The 19,565-nt window shown below is 57.4% G+C and carries 19 protein-coding genes; 15 read left to right on the top strand and 4 right to left on the bottom strand.

Annotated features, from left to right (window positions below; genetic code table 11):
* Positions 1-1,611: a gamma-glutamyltransferase gene (gene ggt / locus YH63_RS01350; RefSeq protein ID WP_205717117.1), complete on the top strand. Its 1,611-nt coding sequence runs from the start codon at positions 1-3 to the stop codon at positions 1,609-1,611.
* Positions 1,612-1,876: 265 nt separating this feature from the next.
* Here the strand turns inward: ggt and YH63_RS01345 are convergent, their stop codons facing one another.
* The gene (locus YH63_RS01345) at positions 1,877-3,331 is read right to left on the bottom strand and encodes an amidase family protein (protein WP_046829158.1); all 1,455 of its coding nucleotides are present in this window, start codon (positions 3,329-3,331) and stop codon (positions 1,877-1,879) included.
* Positions 3,332-3,625: 294 nt separating this feature from the next.
* Here YH63_RS01345 and YH63_RS01340 point away from each other — a divergent pair, with 294 nt between their 5' ends.
* The 4 genes from YH63_RS01340 to YH63_RS01325 all read left to right on the top strand — a co-directional run bounded on the left by YH63_RS01340 (position 3,626) and on the right by YH63_RS01325 (position 6,613).
* Entirely contained in the window at positions 3,626-3,991 is a 366-nt protein-coding gene (locus tag YH63_RS01340) for a Rieske (2Fe-2S) protein (RefSeq protein WP_046829159.1), read from the top strand.
* Positions 3,978-4,337 (top strand): hypothetical protein, encoded by a 360-nt coding sequence (locus tag YH63_RS01335; RefSeq protein WP_046829160.1) that lies wholly within the window; start codon positions 3,978-3,980, stop codon positions 4,335-4,337. Before YH63_RS01340 ends, YH63_RS01335 begins: the two co-directional genes overlap by 14 nt.
* Complete coding sequence (locus YH63_RS01330) at positions 4,334-5,569, top strand: amidohydrolase family protein (RefSeq protein WP_052753886.1); 1,236 nt, start codon at positions 4,334-4,336, stop codon at positions 5,567-5,569. The genes YH63_RS01335 and YH63_RS01330 overlap by 4 nt, the downstream gene beginning before the upstream one ends.
* A 72-nt stretch (positions 5,570-5,641) precedes the next feature.
* The gene (locus YH63_RS01325; protein ID WP_046829161.1) at positions 5,642-6,613 is read left to right on the top strand and encodes a Bug family tripartite tricarboxylate transporter substrate binding protein; all 972 of its coding nucleotides are present in this window, start codon (positions 5,642-5,644) and stop codon (positions 6,611-6,613) included.
* Between the two features lie 66 nt (positions 6,614-6,679).
* On the opposite strand, the gene YH63_RS01320 is transcribed toward YH63_RS01325, so the two are convergent.
* From YH63_RS01320 to YH63_RS01310, 3 genes are all read right to left on the bottom strand, one after another.
* Positions 6,680-7,579, bottom strand: coding sequence for a LysR family transcriptional regulator (locus YH63_RS01320; protein ID WP_046829162.1), 900 nt, complete (start codon positions 7,577-7,579; stop codon positions 6,680-6,682).
* A 172-nt stretch (positions 7,580-7,751) separates the two neighbouring features.
* The gene (locus YH63_RS01315; protein WP_046829163.1) at positions 7,752-8,513 is read right to left on the bottom strand and encodes a sulfite exporter TauE/SafE family protein; all 762 of its coding nucleotides are present in this window, start codon (positions 8,511-8,513) and stop codon (positions 7,752-7,754) included.
* Positions 8,514-8,641: 128 nt separating this feature from the next.
* Positions 8,642-10,015, bottom strand: coding sequence for a PLP-dependent aminotransferase family protein (locus YH63_RS01310; protein ID WP_046829164.1), 1,374 nt, complete (start codon positions 10,013-10,015; stop codon positions 8,642-8,644).
* 308 nt (positions 10,016-10,323) lie between these two features.
* Here YH63_RS01310 and YH63_RS01305 point away from each other — a divergent pair, with 308 nt between their 5' ends.
* From YH63_RS01305 to YH63_RS01260, 10 genes are read left to right on the top strand one after another with little or no spacing between them, the layout of a single operon-like run.
* Positions 10,324-10,650, top strand: a complete 327-nt coding sequence (locus tag YH63_RS01305; protein WP_046829165.1) for an NIPSNAP family protein — start codon at positions 10,324-10,326, stop codon at positions 10,648-10,650.
* A 6-nt stretch (positions 10,651-10,656) separates the two neighbouring features.
* Positions 10,657-11,544, top strand: coding sequence for an FAD binding domain-containing protein (locus YH63_RS01300; protein WP_046829166.1), 888 nt, complete (start codon positions 10,657-10,659; stop codon positions 11,542-11,544).
* Positions 11,541-12,122 (top strand): (2Fe-2S)-binding protein, encoded by a 582-nt coding sequence (locus YH63_RS01295; RefSeq protein WP_046829167.1) that lies wholly within the window; start codon positions 11,541-11,543, stop codon positions 12,120-12,122. The genes YH63_RS01300 and YH63_RS01295 overlap by 4 nt, the downstream gene beginning before the upstream one ends.
* Positions 12,119-14,515 carry a xanthine dehydrogenase family protein molybdopterin-binding subunit gene (locus tag YH63_RS01290; protein WP_046829168.1) on the top strand — a complete coding sequence of 799 codons (2,397 nt, stop codon included), beginning with the start codon at positions 12,119-12,121 and terminating at the stop codon, positions 14,513-14,515. The genes YH63_RS01295 and YH63_RS01290 overlap by 4 nt, the downstream gene beginning before the upstream one ends.
* Before the next feature lie 11 nt (positions 14,516-14,526).
* Positions 14,527-15,504: an amidohydrolase family protein gene (locus tag YH63_RS01285; RefSeq protein ID WP_046829169.1), complete on the top strand. Its 978-nt coding sequence runs from the start codon at positions 14,527-14,529 to the stop codon at positions 15,502-15,504.
* Positions 15,505-15,513: 9 nt separating this feature from the next.
* Positions 15,514-15,981, top strand: coding sequence for an SRPBCC family protein (locus tag YH63_RS01280; RefSeq protein WP_046829170.1), 468 nt, complete (start codon positions 15,514-15,516; stop codon positions 15,979-15,981).
* Positions 15,982-15,991: 10 nt separating this feature from the next.
* Positions 15,992-16,810, top strand: a complete 819-nt coding sequence (pcaD, locus tag YH63_RS01275; protein ID WP_052753887.1) for a 3-oxoadipate enol-lactonase — start codon at positions 15,992-15,994, stop codon at positions 16,808-16,810.
* A gap of 33 nt (positions 16,811-16,843) precedes the next feature.
* Positions 16,844-17,821, top strand: a complete 978-nt coding sequence (locus YH63_RS01270; protein ID WP_083992674.1) for an ABC transporter substrate-binding protein — start codon at positions 16,844-16,846, stop codon at positions 17,819-17,821.
* Positions 17,818-18,633, top strand: coding sequence for an ABC transporter permease (locus tag YH63_RS01265; RefSeq protein ID WP_137325086.1), 816 nt, complete (start codon positions 17,818-17,820; stop codon positions 18,631-18,633). The genes YH63_RS01270 and YH63_RS01265 overlap by 4 nt, the downstream gene beginning before the upstream one ends.
* Positions 18,630-19,400 (top strand): ABC transporter ATP-binding protein, encoded by a 771-nt coding sequence (locus YH63_RS01260; RefSeq protein WP_046829173.1) that lies wholly within the window; start codon positions 18,630-18,632, stop codon positions 19,398-19,400. Before YH63_RS01265 ends, YH63_RS01260 begins: the two co-directional genes overlap by 4 nt.
* Positions 19,401-19,565: the final 165 nt, after the last annotated feature.

The raw sequence follows: 19,565 nt of genomic DNA, 5'->3' as shown, positions 1-19,565 counted from the left end.
ATGCCGGGCCCCGTTCGAGCGTTATCCAATTCCAGCGCGCTCGCTCAGTCGACCAAGGGGATGGTCACGAGTCCCCACGATCTCGCGACCCAAGCGGGCTTGGAGGTGTTGCGCAAGGGCGGCAACGCCATCGAAGCGGCCATCGCTATCGGCGCAACGCTCTGCGTGACCTATCCGCACTTTACTGGCCTTGGCGGCGACGCCTTCATGATCATGAGTGACCGCAAGGGCAACATCCGGACTTTGTCCGGAATCGGCCAGGCCGCTGCAAATCCCCCGAACTATAGCGGCAGCGTCCCGGTTCGAGGTCCCGGGTCCGCGCTTACCGCTGCCGCCACGGTCGATACATGGGATCAGGCTTTCGATTTCAGCCGCAAGTCCTGGGGCGGCAAGCTGAGCTGGGCGTCGCTGTTCGAGCGCCCGATCGAGTATGCAAGCAAAGGATTCCCCGTCACGCCTTCGCAGCGTTTCTGGCAGGACTTTCGAGCAAAGGATCTGAAAGATTGGCCAGATGTTCAACGCATTTTCATGCCTGCAGGACGAATGCCGGAAACTGGCGAAACGCTCGTACAGCCCGAACTCGCCCGGTCACTGGAAATGCTGGCGGCTAACGGCGGGCGCGATTTCTACGAAGGAAAACTTGCCGAACGAATTGTGGTTGGGCTGAAGAAAGTAGGCTCGCCGCTCACTGCAGATGATCTGGCACGCTGCCGTGCCCGCGATGAAGCGCCGCTACGCGTCGGTTATCGTGGTGGTGAACTCATTGGTCTGCGGCCGCCCACGCAGGGTATTACGACCCTTGAGATCATGGGCATTCTCGATCGCTTCGAACTCGCAAAGTACCCTGAGGGCAGCGCGGATTACTATCATCTGCTTGTCGAGGCTGTGAAGTACGCATTCATCGACCGCAATCGCTATATCGCCGATCCCGAATTTACCGACGTTCCGGTCAATCAGTTGCTCTCGAAGGCCGGTCTCGATGCGCACGCCAAGGCCATCAGCATGGAAAAGGCACAGCCCTGGCCGCACGTCTTCAAGAAAGGCGATACGGTCTACATCGCAGCGACCGATCAGAACGGCAATTGCGTGAGTATGCTTCAGACGGTCTATTTCGACTGGGGGAGCGGCATGGTCGCGGGCGATACCGGCATCCTGTGGCACAATCGCGGTGCCTCGTTCAATCTCGATCCTGCGAGTCCTAACTGTCTCAAGCCGGCCAAACGCCCGTTCCACACACTTAATCCTGGCATGTATCTCAAGCAGGGGCGACCTCATCTTCTTTATGGAACGCAAGGTGCCGACGGCCAGCCGCAGACGCTGGCGGCAGTGCTTACAAGGCTTATCGACTACAACATGGATCCGCTTACGGCGCTTTCGCGGCCGCGTTTCCTGCTCGGGAAAACGTTCTCCGATTCACGCGATAGCTTGAAGCTGGAAAAGGATGCAGGCGAAGAGGTATTCAAGAAGCTCGCTGAGCGCGGCCATGAAATGAGCCCGATCCCAGCCCAAAGCCCTCTCGCGGGCCATCCCGGCGCGATCCGCATCAACCCCGACGGAAGCATCACAGGCGCGCATGATCCGCGCAGCGACGGGCGAGCGCTTGGCGTGTAGTCACTTGGGTTGCAGTTAGCCAGTTTCTTCGATGCTCTATTGAAAGCGCGCGGCATGACCGCGCGCTTTTGAGCTGCGATCAACTGCGTGTATGGCATCTGCGACAGAATGTTTGCGTGTTGCGCAGGCAGAAGCGAGCCGCGAAGATCGCTATAAGTAACGTTCGCGCTTCTGATAAGGTCGATCAACCTGCAAGGACTAAGCTCGATCGACGCCCGATCCCTTCATTGGCTTGCGCAGGCGTTATCTTGGTGCGATTACGGGGCTACCGTTCCCATAGTTTTCTGACCAGAATGCCGGCTCTTTTTTCGATGGCTGCGGCGGCATCCAGGCACAGGTCTTCGCGATAGCGCGACCCAACGATCTGGACGCCGACAGGCAAACCTTTGTGGAGTCCGACCGGCACGACTGCTGCCGGCAGACCGAGCACATTCATCGACGAGATGAAACGAAGATCATTCCGGAGCAGTTCCTTCACGCTCTTGTGGCCCCCGAGATCGGCATTGACCTCCGGCGTGGCCCTCACCGTTGTCGGCGTCAAGAGGAGCGGATAGTCCTCCAGCAAGGTCATCCAGTTGCGGATGTGGCGCGACCGATCGCTGATTGCCTTGATATAGCCGGCCTGGTCGAGACGTGTTGATAACGCCAAAACAGCGTCGAGCGTCTGGTTGAAATCTGCGCTGGTGACAGCCCGCATCTGTTCTTCCTGCAGGACCTGAAGCTCGGTCATGATCAGATCGCACCAGAGCTGCCAGACACCGTTGAGATCGGGTAATTCGACCTCGCTAACTCTGTACCCGGCATCGGCGAGATAGTCGGCGGCCTTTCGCAGGAGTGAGATCACGCCGGGATCGGTATTCATGTCGTCGGGGATTTTAGCCAGCGCAACGTTGATCGTTCCCTTCAGCTTAGGTCCTTTCAATGGCGCCGGCACCCACCACGGATCGCGGGGATCTCGCTGAGCCATAACTTCCAGTCCCAGGCGCACGTCGCGGACCTCGCGGGCGATAGGCCCTTGCGAAGACATAAACTGTGCCATGAGAGGCCGTTCTGCAGTGGCGCTCGGGTTGAAGGCTGGAACGCGCCCCTGGGTCGGCTTGATGGTAGCGACGCCGTTGCACTGCGCCGGCCAGCGCAGCGAGCCGCCGATATCGTTGCCATGGGCGATGGTGCCGATGCCAGCAGCGATAGAAGCGCCGGCGCCGCCTGAAGACCCGCCGCAAGTGACTGCCGGGTCCCAGGGATTCAACGTCAGCCCGTGTAGCGGATTGTCGGTGCAGACACGTAGCGAGAATTCAGGTGTATTGGTCAGGCCGATGATGACCGCGCCCGCCTTCTTCAGATTGCTGGTGACCGGCGAGTCACCCGGAGCGATATTGTCTTTGAAGGCGACGACGCCGTTCGAGTTGGCTTGGCCTTCGACATCGATATTGATCTTGATCGTGACCGGAACACCGTGCAGCGGTCCGATGTCATTGCCTTTGGCGAGCGCCCTGTCGGCGGCCTTCGCTGCTTTCATCGCGTCTTTGCTGAGATCGACGACCACCGCGTTGATCGCGGCGTTGGCTTCGTGCATCCGATCGACATGGGCGCTCACCACTTCCTCGGAGGTCACCTTTCTTGTCTTGATTGCTGCGGCCGTTTCTGTAGCCGACCACTGCCAGATTGGTGTCTTCGCCACGTTTCTTCTCCCTGCTTGACTGGTAGAAAATTTTAACAGGAGTCGAACGCAAGTCGAGCACTAGCGCGGGCAGGGGAGCGCTGGCGGCTGTGTCAGCTTTTCAGGATCGCCAGACAGACGGTAGCGGTTGCCAGCGGCCATTCTTGCTGCGCGATATGGGGGCCGTTGGCCTTCGCGATACGCGCGGCATATCGCTCGTTCAGAAACGCGTTATTGCCGGTTCAAAATCTAGAATGAAATATAAACGCAAGCATTGCGTGCGAGCGATCTCGCTGGTGCGCGATCTGAGTGGCGTCGAGCCGCCGTGAAAATCGACCGATGGAAAGAGACGCAATGCAAGAATACAGCGCAGGGAAGGTGGCGGATTACAACGATGGTGACCGCAAGGTGATCGTCTGCGGCGACATGGAAGTCGGTGTTTTCAGGATCGATGGAGAATTCTACGCCTGGCACAATCGATGCGCCCACAGAGCCGGTCCGATTTGCCAAGGGCGTATCATGAAGCGCGTGCTCGAACCTGTTGCGGAAGATCACACCGTACGCGCGATGGAATACGACGAGTCGGAAACAAACATCGTCTGTCCGTGGCATGGCTACGAGTACAGCATCAAAACCGGAAACCATCAGGGAAATCCCAAAATCCGGTTGCGCAAAGCAGAAATGACAATCAGGGATGGAGAGATCTATGTCCGAGTCTGACGCTGACCGGCGCAACGATCAGTATGGGTGGATCGATTCGCTCGCTCCCGATCTGCTGCGCGCATCGCGGGAGTTGGTGGAAAGCGGTGAGGCCTATCGTGTCTCCGACGAATCCGTTGCGCAAATTCTGACGGCAGCCATTCGCCTTTACGTCGCGAAGTCTGACGGTGAGGAAAGAACATTTCCGCCTATCGCCGGCGAGCGCGACAGCGAAATGACACCGACGGAATTGCTGTCAGCCGTTTCGGAAATGCTTCGGGCGCTTCATCTCGGTCCGGTGGAGCTTGCACTTTGGTATCGCCGGCGGCCGGACGAAGATAGTTACTATCCAGGGGCTAAGTCATGAATATTCGGGAGAAGGTCGGCCCTCAATACGCCGCGACGCAGCAGATCGATGTTTACACGGATACGCGAGACGTGCTTGCGCACGCAAAGCGGAATGCCGTCAAGCGCGGGCTGCAAGACTGGTTTGTCGTCGATATCGACGCGCATCACGTCGAGTCGGTTTCGTGGAAAGAGGTCGTCACGTACATCGAGGATCCGGTTATTCGCGATAACGCTATGCGCTATCAGGCGGAGCGGATCGGCGCACCACCATATGGCCTGAACGGCGATCTCGGCCTACGTTACCAGTCGGTGGGCGGACGCATCCCGCATCAGGACGATCAGCGCGAGGCTGTGAAGGAAACAGACGTTCACCGCGATGTCACCTTGACGCGCCGTGCGATGGATTCTCTCGGCGTGGACAATATGGTGGTCTTTCCGACCCCGATGTTGTTTCTCGGCATGCATCCGCAGACGGAAATGGAGGTCTGGCTTGGGCGTGCCTACAATCGATGGATGGCGGACAGAATACTGTCAGCCGAAGATCGAATTAAGACGCTGATCTATTTGCCGTTCAATACGCCAAAGGAGGCCGAACGTGCGGTAGAGGAATTCGGCGACAACAAAGGCGTCATCGGATTTTGTGTAACGAGCACGCGCTACAAGCCAGTTCACAGCAACGAATATATGCGTCTGTATTCAATGATCGAAGAAACCGGGAAGCCGTTGGCTTTTCATGCGGGATATCACTGGCAGGATCCCTCATTGGCGACTGTGAACCGCTTTCTCGGTATGCATGCGCTGGGTTTTGCCTGGTGCAACATGGTTCACATGACAAACTGGATCCTGAACGGGATTCCCGAGCGATTTCCTAAACTCAAGACGATGTGGGTCGAGAGTGGATTGGCTTGGGTGCCGTTCCTTATGCAGCGGCTCGATGATCAGTATCTGATGCGTCCGTCCGAGGCGCCGCAGCTCAAGCGTATGCCCAGCGAGTATATGAATACGAATTGCTTCTATACGACGCAGCCAATGGAAACGACGCATCCGAAGGCGCTTGAGAACACCTTCGAAATGATCAAGGCAGAGACGCAGCTGATGTTTTCGTCAGACTGGCCACATTTCGATTTCGATCTGCCCCAGGAAATCTGCGATCTGCCTTTCCTGACCGAGCAGGCGAAGCGAAATATTCTCGGATTGAATGCCGCGCGTCTCTTCAACCTGGACCCGACGCCGGTGAAGAAGCTCGTCTGAGACGGCAAATCTTGGACGACGAACAGTCTATAACGTAACCAAAAAGAACAAAACGCCATCTGGGGGATGATAATGCGAAGAGTACTCGTTGCGGCGATAGCCGTTCTTCTTCTTTTTGCGACGGGCGATGCGCGCAGTTCTGGGCCGGAGATTCCGGGTAATGCGATCCGAATTATCGTGCCGTTCTCTGCAGGTGGTCCGACTGACGTGCTTGCGCGTGTGGTCGGGAAAATCCTCGGCGATAAACTCGGTGTGACGACGTATATCGAGAACAAGCCGGGTGCATCCGGTATCATCGGTACCGAACCGGTGGTGAGATCTCCCGCTGACGGTACGGTGCTGCTCCTCACGGCCACGCATCACGTTATCACGCCGAGCCTTTACAAGAGCATTCCTTACGACTCGAAGAAGGATCTTTCACCTATTGCGCTCGTCGCAGCGGCCCCCAACGCAATTCTTGCGTCCAACAATTTCCCGGCAAAGAACGTTAAGGAGCTGATTGAGATCCTCAAAAGGAATCCAGGCAAGTACTCGTTCGGTTCGGCCGGCACTGGCAGCTCCAACCATCTTTCGGGTGAACTGTTCAAGCAGATGGCAGGAGTCGATGTTGTTCATGTTCCTTACAAGGGTAACGGCCCTGCAATGAACGATCTCATTGGGGGACACATTCCGTTGCTGTTCGACTCGCTGCCGACGGTCATAAATGCATCGAAGGGCGGACTGGTGCGTGTTTTCGCATTGACGGGGCTGAAACGCTCGCCATTGCTTCCCGATGTTCCGACGCTTGATGAGTCGGGCGTGAACGGCTTCAACGTCCAAGCTTGGTTTGGGGTCTACATGCCTCAGGCGAACGGCTCTCCGATTTACAAGAAGCTTGTCGCCGCGATGAGGGAAGTCAACGAGTCTGCGGAGACTAAGAAGAAGCTAGCTGAGATGGGTGTCGAACCTGGCGACCTTTACGGAGACGAGTTCCGCACCTTTGTAGATAGCGAGATTGCGCGTTGGGCCGATGTCGTCAGGAAGGCAAACATTCCGCCGGAATAGTTGAAATGACTACAGCGGCTGATTGAGACAGTGGATGCGCATCGTCCCGGATCAATCAGCCGCAGCTCACGGCGCCATCATCTTCGTGTGCAATCTGGTTGCGGTGACGAATGCATTCAGAACTGGGGAAGAGTGAGCATAGGCGATTGCCAGTTCAAACTCGACCGGAGTTCCGGGCCCGGCCAACTCCCGGAAGGCTACGCCTCTGCGCCCGCTCGTCGCGAGTGCTCTCGACACCAGAGCAACGCCCATTCCGCCCGCCACAAGATTCGCTATCGTATCCATTTGCGGGGCTTCCTGACCGATCATGGGTGAGAACCCGGCCTTGGCACATGCCGTGTGGATGATGCGATGTAAGCCGGGGCCTTGGCGGGCCGCGAACAAGATCCACGATTCATGAGACATGTCGGCGAGGGTTATCTGGGCCGCTTTTGTTAGCGGGTGTCCCTCCGGCAAGGCCGCAACCAGCCGGTTTCTGGCAATGACCTCGATTGTTAGATTTTCGGCATCCTGGAGGGGAGGGATAACAAAGCCCAGATCACTGTCGTTATTCGCCAAAGACGCAAGCTGCTGGGTTGTCATAGCCTCTCGTAGTTCAAGCTTGACCGCGGGGTAATGCTCTCGAAATCGCAGCAAGATTGAGGGCAGGATTTCTCTAGCAGCACTTGCAACGAATGTCACTCGTAGCGTCCCTGTCAGGCCAGCGCCCGCCCGCTGTGCTGCGAGCATGGCGCGCTCTGCCTGATTGACGGTTTTTCGTGCTTCATCGAGAAACACGCGACCTGCCTCGGTCAAGCGTTCTATGCGGTTGGTCCGCTCGATAAGGACGGCGCCAACTTCATCCTCGATACGTTTTATTGTTGCTGTCAAAGGAGGCTGCGCCATGTTCAGCCGCTCGGCGGCGCGACGGAAACTCAATTCCTCCGCCACCGCGATGAACTGTCTAAATTGGCGAAGCTCGATCATTCCGATGTCCTCCCCGTCAGTTCAATACCGTCATCTCAGCGGTCACATGCTGCATGAACATCAATCAACGGTGATGCCGCCGGATTTGATCGGCACAGCCCATTTTTCAATTCCACTGGTGACGAACATTGCGAGATACTCTGGCGTAGCACTTCCCCGTAATGTTTCTTGATTAGTAGAGCGGTTGCGCGGATCGGAGCGCCTGAATGGCTGAGGCGCATCCGATCAGGAATATCGCGATCAGGAACCAGCGCTTGAAAGTGGCGGCGGAGATGCGGCTGACATAGCGTCGGCCGACGGCCATTCCCACCGCGGCCGGCAGCAGCGCGAACGCCGACATAAGCGCTGTGTCGCCGCGGAAAATATTCGCGCTCGTAAGTACCGTGCCCAGTGCGACCGCTGATATGAAGAAGGACAGCCCTAATGCCTGTAGCAAGTTTTCCTTTTCAAGATTGATTGCTTGCAGATAGGGGACCAGAGGAATGGCCATGAGTCCGGTTGCCGCCATGATGACGCCGGTCATCAGACCGACGATCGGAGACATGTACGGTTCATAACGTGCGGGCATCCGCGGCGTTACGGAGACCGCTCCGTAGACGGCGTACAGCATCAACATCAAACCCAGTAGAAGGCTGGGTAGTTTGGACGTTTGCGTTGTCAGGATGTCGCCGCACAACCAGGCGCCGATGCAGATACCGAACTGAAGCGTCCACAGGCGCTTAACGACGATGATAAGGCGTTCGCCCGACATCATTTGCCAGATGTTGGTGACGAAGGCGGGCACCAAAACCAGCGCGGCGGCTTGCGCCGGCGGCATCGCGAGCGCCATTATGCCGATGGCAACGGGCGGCAACCCCATTCCGACGACGCCCTTGACCAAGCCTGCGAGAAGAAATGTCGCCACTACCAGCGCGACAAGCGCGAACGGCTCCATTGGTTTGCGTTCCTTTTCCCTTGATCAGCGTCCAATGGATTCGCTGCTTTTCTTTTCTTGTTTCTTGAGTTTGTCGCCTTGGTAGACGCGACCCCGTAGCCTTTTGCGTTTGAATGACGCATGGCATGTCAGACAAAGGATATTTCTTCCGTCATTTCGAGAATTCGCTTGATCTCAACCATCGCTTTTTCAAGGTCGGCTTCGGCGGAAGGATGGCCAAGGCAAAGTCGGATTCCGAGCGTACCGCGGTCGACTTGCTGCAATGCTCCGGGCGGCGCAAGCGTGATGCCTGCGTGCGCAGCCTGTGTGACGAGTGCATTCAGGGTGCGGCCCGCAGGAAGTGGAAGCCAGCGATGAAATCCCGGAGGAGAGGAAATTGGCGGTAACCAGGAACTTAGAACCCTGCTTGCGATTTCATTACGCACGGCAGCTTTTTCGCGCTTGCGCTTGACCTGGCGGACCAAGTCGCCGTTATGAATAAGTCTTGCGACGACTTCTGCCATGACGGGTGTGGCCATCCAGCCTGTTGCCCGGATGGCATTGTTGCAGCGGTCTCGGAACGAAGCGGGTGCAATCATTGCCGCGATGCGTAATCCCGGCGCGAGGCACTTGGCAAAACTCACAACGTAAAAGCTACGTTCCGGAATCCGCTCAGAGATGGGTCGAGGTGGATTCTCGAACAGAAACGCATAAGCGTCGTCTTCGATCAAATAGGCGTTGTGCTTGCGGACGATTTCGGCGATGGCGTCGCGACGCTCTTCCGGCATCGTCACCCCGGTGGGCGTCTGCAAGGTTGGCATGCAGAACAATACCTTGGCCCCGGTCTCACCGAACGCGCGGTCGAGTGCTTCGGGAATGAGGCCGTCCGCATTGGCCGCCACTCCGTGCAGCCGATAGCCGTTCTGCGCGGACAGCGCGATCATTCCCGAATAGGTAAACCTTTCGGTGAGAACAATGTCACCAGGCGCGCTCGCCAGATTGAGTGCAACGGAGATGGCGTGTTGCCCCCCGTGAGTGATGAAAAGTTCATCCGGATCGGCCGTGACCCCTAACGACGCAAGCCAGATCACCATCGCTTCACGATGACGTCTAATGCCCTGATGCGGCAAATAGCCAAGCAGGTTTGCCATCTCGCCTTCCGCAGCGATCTCGGCGAGAGCCGACGCGATAACCTCGTCTTCGCCTGTATAGGGTGGGACGTTCAGAGCGAGATTGATAGGGGCATCGGACGGGACGTAGCCTTTGCGCTGTTCCGGCTTGCGACGCTGCACAAAGGTGCCACGCCCGACTTCTCCGGAGATGAGACCGCGCTGCTCCGCTTCGGAATAAGCCTTCGAAATTGTCCCGATGCTGAGCCCGAGCCTTTGGGCCATCTCCCGCTGCGGGAGCAGTCGCATGCCGGGTTTGATCTGGCCGCTAGCGATGTCCTCTTCGAGAGACTCGACAAAGGCGAGATAACGAGGACCGCCGCCTGCAGGAAGGGTCGGGACCCAATCAGTCATTTTATCCCCGTGGCGTGTGGGTGATGGTCCCATATCGTCGCAGCATTGTCGAATAGTACAATTTGAAAATCGTTTCAACTCCCTGGGAAATTGGCGTGAGGACAATGCAAAACGACTACGGGCGCGGCCATTTAGCCCAAAAACTGTGACAATCTAATAATTGTAATAGCTTCAAATGAGCAAAAATTGACTCATTGCTTCATTTTTTATTTGACAATTGCCTTCGTGAATTCTTAGTTCGGGGCCTAAAGCTGCCGACATAAATACGATGGCGCGAGTGCGGAATTGCAGGCTTCGAGGAGTGTGTCTTGGTTTACGAAATCCGGGTGTATGAGGCCGTTGAAGGCCGCGCTGAAGCGATGCGCAAACGTTTTAAGGATGCGGTCGCAGCGAAATTCTTTCCCCGTCACGGAATCGAACTTGTCGGCGCATTTGTCGCGACGGAAGAAGATGGCCGTCTCACATACATGACGCGGTTTCCGAGCGAAGAGGCGCGGAAGGCGGCATGGGCTGCGTTCGGTGCAGACAGCGAATGGGCTGCGGTGAAGAAAGCGAGCGAGGTCGACGGACCGCTTCTTAAAAATCAAACCATTTCGGTGTTGTCGCCGGCTTTCGCCGGCCCCTTGCTCGGCTGAAGAATTATGAAACCAGCGCCATTCGATTATGTCAGGCCGGGGTCGCTTGCCGAGGCGTGCGGTCTGCTTGCTGCAGATGAAGATGCGCGCGTGATCGCGGGCGGTCAAACGCTGGTGCCGATGCTTGCCATGCGCCTTGCCCGTCCAACCAAGCTGGTGGATGTGCTGCGATTGCCTGAGCTTTCCGGCATTCGCGAAGATAACGGCTCGCTCGTGATCGGAGCAACGACGCGGCAAGCGATGGCATTGAATAGTCCGCTGATTAGGACTTCAGTTCCGTTGCTGGCGCTCGCGCTGCCGTGGGTCGGACATCCTCCGACCAGGAATCGCGGGACTATCGGAGGCTCGATTGCGAATGCCGACCCCTCAGCGGAAATCCCGCTGGTTGCAGTAACACTAGGCGCCGAAATCGAAGCTGCAACTCCCGATGGCCCTGTTTCAACGCCTGCGGACGACTTCTTTATTGGCCCGATGTTGACTACGATCGGCATCGGTGAATGTCTCAGCGCGGTTCGCTTTCCGGTCTGGACTCACAAGCGGGTTGGCGTTGGTTTTCACGAAATCAGCGCTCGCAGTTCCGATTTTGCATTTGTCTCGGCTGCGGCGCAGATCGCGATTGACGAAGATGGGCGCTGCCTCGAAGCGTCGCTCGGAATCGGCGGCGTTGGAGATCGGCCGCTGAAGCTCGATGTATCTTCGCTGCTCGGAACGCGCCTCGAGAAAAAATCGCTAGCCGACGCCATTGCGGCCGCCGCGGTTGACCTCGATGCGACGGACGATCTGCATGCGAGCGCGGATTATCGCCGCCGCGTTGCCGTTACGCTCTGCACGCGGGCGCTGGAAGATGCGCGTGACCGCGCCAATGGCGGAGAAGCCCTGGGAGTAGCCAGATGAAAGTGAACCTCAATGTCAATGGGGTGATCTGCACCAGTGACGTCGAGCCGCGAACGACGCTGCTCGACACATTGCGGGACGATTTTTTGCTGACGGGTACGCATGCAGGTTGCGAGCATGGCGTCTGTGGGGCCTGCACGGTGCTGCTGGATGGCGAGCCGGTGCGCTCTTGTCTGGTATTTTCTGTCCAGGCCGATGGTTATGACATCACGACCATCGAGGGTGTCGCAACTGCACCCGGTGAGATGAGCGTCATACAGGATGCTTTTTGCGAAACGCACGGTATGCAGTGCGGATACTGCACGCCGGGCATGATTCTCACCGCGCATGCGCTTCTTGAGCGCACGCATGATGTGAGCCGTGAGGATATCGTCGAAGCTATCTCTGGAAATATCTGCCGCTGTACTGGCTACGGACAGATTATCGAAGCTGTCGAATTCGCGGCTGATCGGTTGAAGAAATCGAATGTGCTTCGAGGTAACAAGGCCGCGCAAACTGGAAGTGCGGAAGGCCACGATGCGTCTGAAAAGGGCGTTCTTGAGGCTGCGGCTGATGCGTCGGGAAAGGGCTCGAAATGAGTGCCGATCCATCAGCCTTCCGCTTCGTATCCACCAATCGCCGTGTCCGTGAGGATCGTCGTTTCGTTGTCGGCCGTGGTAATTACGTAGCCGATATTGTTCGGGAGGGTACGCTTCACGTCGCGATCCTGCCATCCCAGTATCCATCAGCTCGCATTCTCTCGATCGACAGTTCAGCCGCGTTAGCGATGCCGGGCGTACACTACGTTCTCACGGGCGAAGAGCTGGCTGCTGCGGTCGATCCGTTGATGAACGGGCTCGATACGCCGAACGTGAAGCGTTATCCGCTTGCCGTTGGTCAGACCCGATATGCAGGCGAGTGGGTCGCCGCTGTCGTGGCCGAGACGCGAGCGCAAGCCGAGGACGCCACCGAGAAACTTCGCGTGAGCTATGAGCCGCTTCCGTTTGTCACGGATGCCGAGCAGGCGCTCAATCCCGATAGCCCTCCGGTTCACCCGGCACACGGTTCGAACGTTCTGCTCGACAAGACCTTTGTCTGGGGTGAAGTCGAGAAGGATTTCGCCGAAAGCCCGCGTCACCTGTCTTTCCGTGTGGTATGGGGCAGGAATTCGACGGTGCCTATCGAGACGTTCGGGGTGATCGCGTCTTGGGACCCGTGGCGTGAAATACTGGATGTCTGGGCTTCGATTCAGATGCCGAAGTATCCAGACCAGATTGCACGGGCATTACGAATTCCCGCGAACAACGTTCGTGTCCATCAGGATGTCGATGTCGGCGGCAGTTACGGCGTCAAGCGCGGTATCAAGCACACCGTTCTTGTTTCGCATCTTTCGCGCCGGCTGGGCCGTCCCGTTCGTCTGATCGAGGATCGGCTCGAGAATATGCGTGGCGGCGATCAACACGGTCCCGAGCGCATTTTCGATGTCGATATTGCCTTCAACGACCAGGGCATCGTCAAGTCGATGAAGATGCGCGCGCTGGACAATGCGGGCGGCTATGCCGGCCGTGCGCCGTTCCAGCTCGGCAAGCCGATCGGCGCAATCGTAGGGCCTTACAAGATCAATAGCGTGCAGTATCGCGCGCAATCCGTGACGTCGAACAAGGCCGTGCAGGAAGCTGTGCGCGGCTTTGGCCAGTCGCCGACGAATTATGCAATCGAAACGGCGATCGACAAGGTCGCGGATGCGATCGGGGTTGATCCCGTCGAAGTTCGTCGCCGCAACTTTATTCGCAAGGATGAGTTTCCGTATCTCATCCCGAGCGGGACGCGGTATGATAGCGGCGACTATCACACGGTGGTTGAGAAGGTTCTCACACACGTCGACTACGTGGCGCTGCAGAAGGAGCGCGATCGGCTGCGGGCATCAGGAATGCTCGCGGGAATCGGCATTGCCGCCTGCCTCGAGCCGAGTGGTGGGAACTCGTCGTTCGAGCCTTTGCTGAACGAGAAGAACACCACGACGACGTGGATGGATTCCTGCCGCATCAATATCGACGGCGTTGGATTTGTAACCGTCACCATTCACACGACCTCTGCGGGACAGGGGCACGAGACGCTGGTGGCCACCGTCGTCGGCGAAGTTCTCGAAATCGATCCCGACAGCATCCGAGTTGTGCGCCCCGATTCGCTTGCGTCATTGCCGTCCAACACTCCCGTTGGCAGCCGGATGGCGATCATGCTGGGTGGTGCGGCATTCCACGCTGCGCAGAAACTCAAGTCGAAGTTCGTCAAGATCGCCGCGCATCAGTTTGGCTGCACAGAAGACGAAGTCGGCTATTCAAATGGCGGCGTAACGGCCACAAAGAGTTCCGACCACTTGGGGTGGGCTGACCTCGTCAGCATTGCCCACCGCAATTTTCATCTGCTGCCGGCAGGCATGGAGCCGGGACTGGAAACCACGCATGTGATGCAGGTTCCGACCGGAGACAAGCTTCCGGAGAACGGCCGCGTGCAAATGTATCCGTGTCATTCTTTCGAATTTCACGTTGTCCTGATCGCTATCGATCCCGTTCTCGGCAAGCCGGACATCCGTCGCTATGTGATCGGCCATGACTGCGGCACCGTCATCAATCCGCACATCGTCAAGGGAATGACCTTGGGTGGCATTGCACACGGCATCGGCGCCGCGTTGCTGGAGGAGTTCGTCTATGACGGCGAAGGCCAGATGTTGACCCAGAGCTTCATGGATTACCTATTGCCGTCGTCACACGAGATTCCGAAGGTCGAGATCGTGCATCACTGCACACCGTCCCCATACACCGTGTTCGGACAAAAGGGATCCGGTGAAAGCGGCTATCTCGGTGCGCCGGCTGCGATATCGAACGCAATCAACGATGCCGTCCGTAGTCTCGACATCTCGTTCTCCAAACTTCCCATTCGCATCTCCGCCATCAGCGACGCGGTTGCGGCGGCCAAGAAGAACAATCAGTAAGGACTAACTGTATGATTATCGACTGCCACGCTCATCTTGTTCCTCCAAGCTTGCTGGATGCGATCCGCTCGCAGGCCGCGAACTTTCCTTCGATTCGTCTGATCGAGGAGGGTGGAAGCCTCGGGTTTTCGTTCGCCGGCGGCAAGCCGACCCGACCGGTGTCGAAGCCGCTCAGTGATGTGCCTGCTCGCCTGCAGTGGATGGATACACAGAAGGTCGAGCGTCAGGTCGTCGGCGGCTGGCTCGATATGTTTGGTTATGAAACACCCGCGGAAGAAGGCGCGCGCTGGTCCCGATTGATCAATTCTCACCTTGCGCAGGCCGCCAAGAGCGAACCGCGGTTTATCCCCCTGGCGACGGTGCCGCTTCAGAACGGGACGCTTGCTGCGGAAGTGTTGCGCGAAGCTCATGCTTCGGGATTCAGGGGCGCCATGATCGGCACTCAGCCCAAAGGCAAAGGCGGGGTGCTCGACGACCCCACATTGGCTCCGTTCTGGGAGGCTGCAAACGAACTGGGTTCGATCATCTTCATTCATCCTGTTTTCGAGAGCGGCGATGACCGCGTTCATGATTACGGGATGGCCAACGCCGTCGGTCGGATCACCGACACGCTGATCGCCATGTCCCGGCTGATCTACTCCGGCACCGTCACACGTTATCCGAATGCCAAGATTGTTGCGGGTATCGGTGGAGCAGCGTTGCCGTACGTGATTGGTCGCTTGCGGCGCAATTATTCGCTCGACAAGGACAAGCTCGGTGACCCCGATGCGGCACTTGCCGCGCTCTATTACGACACCATCGTTCAAGACACGCGCACACTACGTTTCCTGGCGGATGTTGTAGGTGCCGACCGGATCATGATGGGGTCTGACATGCCATTTCCAATTGGCGATCTGGCGCCGCTCAAGATCGTCGCGGACACGCAGTTTTCCGACTCCGAGCGCGCCGCGATCAACGGTGGCCTCGCTCAGCGTCTTTTCGGAATCTGAGGAGGCATCATGAAGCTCGACATCGGCGGTACAGAAACAATCCAGGCCTCCGTTGACGCACTCTGGGTCGCGCTCAACGATCCCACCGTGCTGACGCGCTGTGTCCCAGGCTGCAAGAACATGACTGAAATCTCGCCCGATACGTACAAGGTCGACATGCAGTTGCGCGTCGCCGCTGTAGGAGGCTCGTTTGAAGGCGAGATCGCGCTTTCGGACAAGGAGCCACCCAAGACCTGCAGCATCAAGGTCTCCGGCGCAGGTACGCTTGGACACGGCAATGGCATGGCCCGGTTTGAGATCACGGCGGAAGGTCCGAATGTATCGAAGCTGACTTATCAAGGTGTTGGCGAAATCGGTGGACTTGTTGCAGGCGTGGGCCAGCGCATTCTGGGAAGCGTATCGAAGCATTTGGTAGCCAAATTCTTCACTTCGCTGCGCAAGGAATTCGATGTGCCGGCTCAGGGCGCGGCTGAGTAGGACGGCAGATATGATCATTGCCGTACGAGACGTACAGAATATCGAGGTCGAACCGGGCGTCCGGCTTGCGGTGAGCGTATCGGGGGCTTTGGACAAGCCGGCCATCGTCTTCAGCAATTCGCTCGCAGCATCTTCTGCAATGTGGGATGAAGTCACGGAACGTCTCGGACCTCATGCGTGCCTGGTGCGCTACGACACGCGCGGCCACGGACGTTCAGATGCGCCGATAAACGGCTATACGATCGAAACGCTGGGCAAGGATGTGCTCGCCGTTCTCGATACACTTGAAATTCCGCACGCCGTCGTATGCGGCGTTTCGCTCGGCGGCTTGACTGCGATGTGGCTCGGCATCCACGCATCGGATCGTATCAGCGGACTGGTTCTCGCTAACACGGCTGCAAATTTTCCGCCCGAATCGATGTGGCGTGATCGCGCTGCGACCGCGCGTTCGAGTGGAGTTTCTTCGTTCGTACAGCCATCTCTGGAGCGTTGGGTGACGTCTGGATACCGCGACAAACATGAGTCGCGCGTACTCGAACTCGCAGCGATGATTGCGGGCACGTCATCCGCCGGATACGCAGGCTGCTGCGAAGTATTGGCGACGACGAATGTTTTGCCGAATCTGTCACGGATTTCATGCCCGGTGCGTGTCATCGCTGGACAACGCGATCCATCGACGCCGCCTGCGCGCGCCGAGGAAATCGTTGCGGCGATTCCGCAGGCTGATCTCGTGACACTTGATGCCGCTCACATATCTTGCGTGGAGGCACCGGATGCTTTTGCGGAAACCGTCCGCGACGTTCTGAAGCTTAACAACACCAATAAATAAGACCCTAAAAAGCAACAAACCTGGAGGGATAACATGATAACCCGCAAGTTCTTCACGAGCCTCGCTTGTATCTCCATGCTGCTGGTCAGCGCCCCGGTTCGTGCTCAGGCGCCGGCAGAGCTCACTATCGTTGTTTTCGGAGCTCCATCACTGGGCGCGTTTCTGCCGCCCGTCATCAAGGCCCACAAACTGGATGAGAAGCATGGTCTTCGTATCAAGTTCGAGGAGCGGACCCCGGATGCCTACACTGCGCAGTTCAATTCAGGCGAATTTCAGCTTGGCGGCAGTGCGGCTCTGTTGACGGTTGGTCTCGCGGATACGCGCGGCGTTAAAGTGACCTATCTTTTCAATCTTTTTGACTTCTGGGGCTCGGTGGTGACATCGCGACCGGAGATCAAGACGCTGAAGGATCTGGAAGGCAAGGATCTTGCGGCGGCGAAGGGAACGACGAACTACGTCATGTTCGATTGGTTCGCGCGTCAAGCAGGTGCCGATACTGCGAAGTTCTCCGTCGTTAACACTGCAACGCCCGGTCTCGTCGGCTACGCGCTGGCTGATCGCGCAACGGCCGTTCAGCTCTGGGAACCCGCTTACACCACGTTGCATTCAAAAAAGCCGGGTATCAAAACGATTGACATCGGCATTGCGGAGAGCTGGAAGAAATTCACAGGCAGCCGCAACATTCCATATCTGGGCGTCGCCGCGCATTCGGCTTGGGCGGAGAAGAATCCAGAACTCGTGAAGAAGCTGTTCGCGGCTTACAAGGAAGCCGCCGAATGGGTTGCAACTCATCCGGATGACGCTGCAAAGCTGATAGCCGTCAAGGGCTCGCCTGACGATCAGAAGGCGATTGGCGAGCTTATTCGGGCAAACGACCGACTTGGGATGAACGTCAAGTGGGCTTCTGATGTCGAAAAGGAAATCAAGTCAGTTTATTCCGCCGGCAAGTCGATTGCATTCCTAAATGCAGATCCGGATCCATCGACGATCTACAAGAGGCAGGGTAAGTGAGCGACCAAACCTTAGATGACGTTTCTCTGTCGCCGTCAGCACGCATGCTGTCGGCGGCAAAGCGCCTGGGCATGTCTGTCCTCCCGTTTGTGGTGGTCATTGCGCTATGGCAGTTCGCCTCGTTGTTCTTTCCGCGCTTCCTGTTTCCGTCGCTGATTGATGTATTCTGGCGTTGCCTGGATATTCTCTCCAGCGGAGTATTGTTTGCAGACGTCCTCGCGACGGTCTTGCGGATTCTCGCCGGACTGGCAGGAGCGTTTATTATTGGTGGCGTGCTCGCGTTGCTAATGGCGCGGTCGCCAGCCGTTGACAAATTCCTGTCGCCAATTCTGACGCTGTTCCAGGGCATTCCCGCGCTCTCGTGGGTCGTGTTCGCTATCATCTGGTTTCACGGGGTCGAGTTTCGCATTTTCTTCATCATGGTCATGACCACGCTTCCCGCCTTTGCATTTCAGGTTCTTGGCGCGTTGCGCGCAATGTCAAAGGATCTGATGGAGATGGTGTTCAGCTTCCGCCCCACGCGAATGAAGCTGTTCCGGGTCATGATTGCTCCTGCGGTTCTCCCCGACATTCTGACGGCGTGGAAGGTGAATCTCGGTAATGCGTCGCGCGTCGTTGTGGTGGCGGAGCTTGTCGGTGCGACGGGAGGAGTGGGATATCAATTGCTCCAGCAGCAGCAACTGTTTGATATGGCAGGTGCGCTGGCCTGGACTCTGCAGTTGGTTTTCTTTGTTTTGATCGTTCAGGCGGCGCTGACTCTGATCGAGAATGTGGCCTTCCGCTATCGGGCTGTTTCGGAGCGTGCAATATGAGTGCTATCATCGAGACGACAACGCCTGCGATCCATCTGGGTAACGTCTCAAAGGTTTTTGGCAAAGAGGGCTCGAAGGGCGGCTATCGCGCCGTCGATCGGATCAACCTTGACGTCAAGTCCGGTGAGATGCTGGCCATCCTCGGCAAGACTGGCTGCGGCAAGTCGACGATCTTCAACATGATTGCGGGTTTGACCGAACCGACCAGCGGTGACGTTCGGGTCAGCGGGCGCAATCCCTTTTCAGATTTTGACTCGTTTCGCGGAAAGATTGCCATCGTCTTTCAGAACGATCGGCTCTTGCCGTGGCGAACGGCGATTCAAAACGTCGAATTAGGTCTTGAGATGCTCGATACACCAGTGGCCGAGCGTCGAGCAACAGCGCAGCTCTGGTTGACGAAACTGGGACTGGAAGGTCACGAGAACGACTATCCACACGCTCTTTCCGGTGGCATGCGTCAGCGGGTTTCGATAGCCCGCGCATTTGCCACGAATGCGAGCATTCTTCTTTGCGACGAACCGTTTTCCGCGCTCGACGAAATGACTGCCACTCGGTTGCGGGCGGAGTTTGTGAAACTCGTCAAGGAAAATGGAAAGACGGCGGTGTTCATCACGCATAACATCGGCGAGGCGCTGGAAATTGGCGATCGCATCGTCGTTCTTAAGCGGCCGGCAATGATCGCATATGACGTGAGCTTTGCGACGGCGATCGGGCCCGAGGAGCGGGAGCTCATTCGCGGGCGGATTGGGGAAGTCCTCGCTATCTAACAAGTATGAGGAACTTGATCAGGCAAAACTTCAGCTCAGCCAACCGCCGAGCCTGAAAGCCCTGCAACGTAAAGTCTAAACGTGCGGGATGCCGACCATGCGATCGGCGACACCCGCGAAGATGCCAAGTCGAGCCGTTCTTCGAACTCAATGGCCCAACCGCTT

The sequence above is a fragment of the Afipia massiliensis genome (genome assembly GCF_001006325.2).
In the GTDB taxonomy this organism is placed as follows: Bacteria; Pseudomonadota; Alphaproteobacteria; order Rhizobiales; family Xanthobacteraceae; genus Afipia; species Afipia massiliensis_A.
This window is presented reverse-complemented; position numbering and strand designations above follow the sequence as displayed.

Bases quoted from the DNA above. Each gene is read 5' to 3' on its own strand.
- YH63_RS01290 (WP_046829168.1), top strand. From the start codon at position 12,119: ATGAGTGCCGATCCATCAGCCTTCCGCTTCGTATCCACCAATCGCCGT.
- YH63_RS01310 (WP_046829164.1), bottom strand. From the start codon at position 10,015: ATGACTGATTGGGTCCCGACCCTTCCTGCAGGCGGCGGTCCTCGTTAT.
- YH63_RS01340 (WP_046829159.1), top strand. From the start codon at position 3,626: ATGCAAGAATACAGCGCAGGGAAGGTGGCGGATTACAACGATGGTGAC.
- YH63_RS01280 (WP_046829170.1), top strand. From the start codon at position 15,514: ATGAAGCTCGACATCGGCGGTACAGAAACAATCCAGGCCTCCGTTGAC.
- YH63_RS01260 (WP_046829173.1), top strand. From the start codon at position 18,630: ATGAGTGCTATCATCGAGACGACAACGCCTGCGATCCATCTGGGTAAC.
- YH63_RS01320 (WP_046829162.1), bottom strand. From the start codon at position 7,579: ATGATCGAGCTTCGCCAATTTAGACAGTTCATCGCGGTGGCGGAGGAA.
- YH63_RS01325 (WP_046829161.1), top strand. From the start codon at position 5,642: ATGCGAAGAGTACTCGTTGCGGCGATAGCCGTTCTTCTTCTTTTTGCG.
- YH63_RS01300 (WP_046829166.1), top strand. From the start codon at position 10,657: ATGAAACCAGCGCCATTCGATTATGTCAGGCCGGGGTCGCTTGCCGAG.
- YH63_RS01330 (WP_052753886.1), top strand. From the start codon at position 4,334: ATGAATATTCGGGAGAAGGTCGGCCCTCAATACGCCGCGACGCAGCAG.
- YH63_RS01295 (WP_046829167.1), top strand. From the start codon at position 11,541: ATGAAAGTGAACCTCAATGTCAATGGGGTGATCTGCACCAGTGACGTC.
- pcaD (WP_052753887.1), top strand. From the start codon at position 15,992: ATGATCATTGCCGTACGAGACGTACAGAATATCGAGGTCGAACCGGGC.
- YH63_RS01335 (WP_046829160.1), top strand. From the start codon at position 3,978: ATGTCCGAGTCTGACGCTGACCGGCGCAACGATCAGTATGGGTGGATC.
- YH63_RS01285 (WP_046829169.1), top strand. From the start codon at position 14,527: ATGATTATCGACTGCCACGCTCATCTTGTTCCTCCAAGCTTGCTGGAT.
- YH63_RS01315 (WP_046829163.1), bottom strand. From the start codon at position 8,513: ATGGAGCCGTTCGCGCTTGTCGCGCTGGTAGTGGCGACATTTCTTCTC.
- YH63_RS01270 (WP_083992674.1), top strand. From the start codon at position 16,844: ATGATAACCCGCAAGTTCTTCACGAGCCTCGCTTGTATCTCCATGCTG.
- ggt (WP_205717117.1), top strand. From the start codon at position 1: ATGCCGGGCCCCGTTCGAGCGTTATCCAATTCCAGCGCGCTCGCTCAG.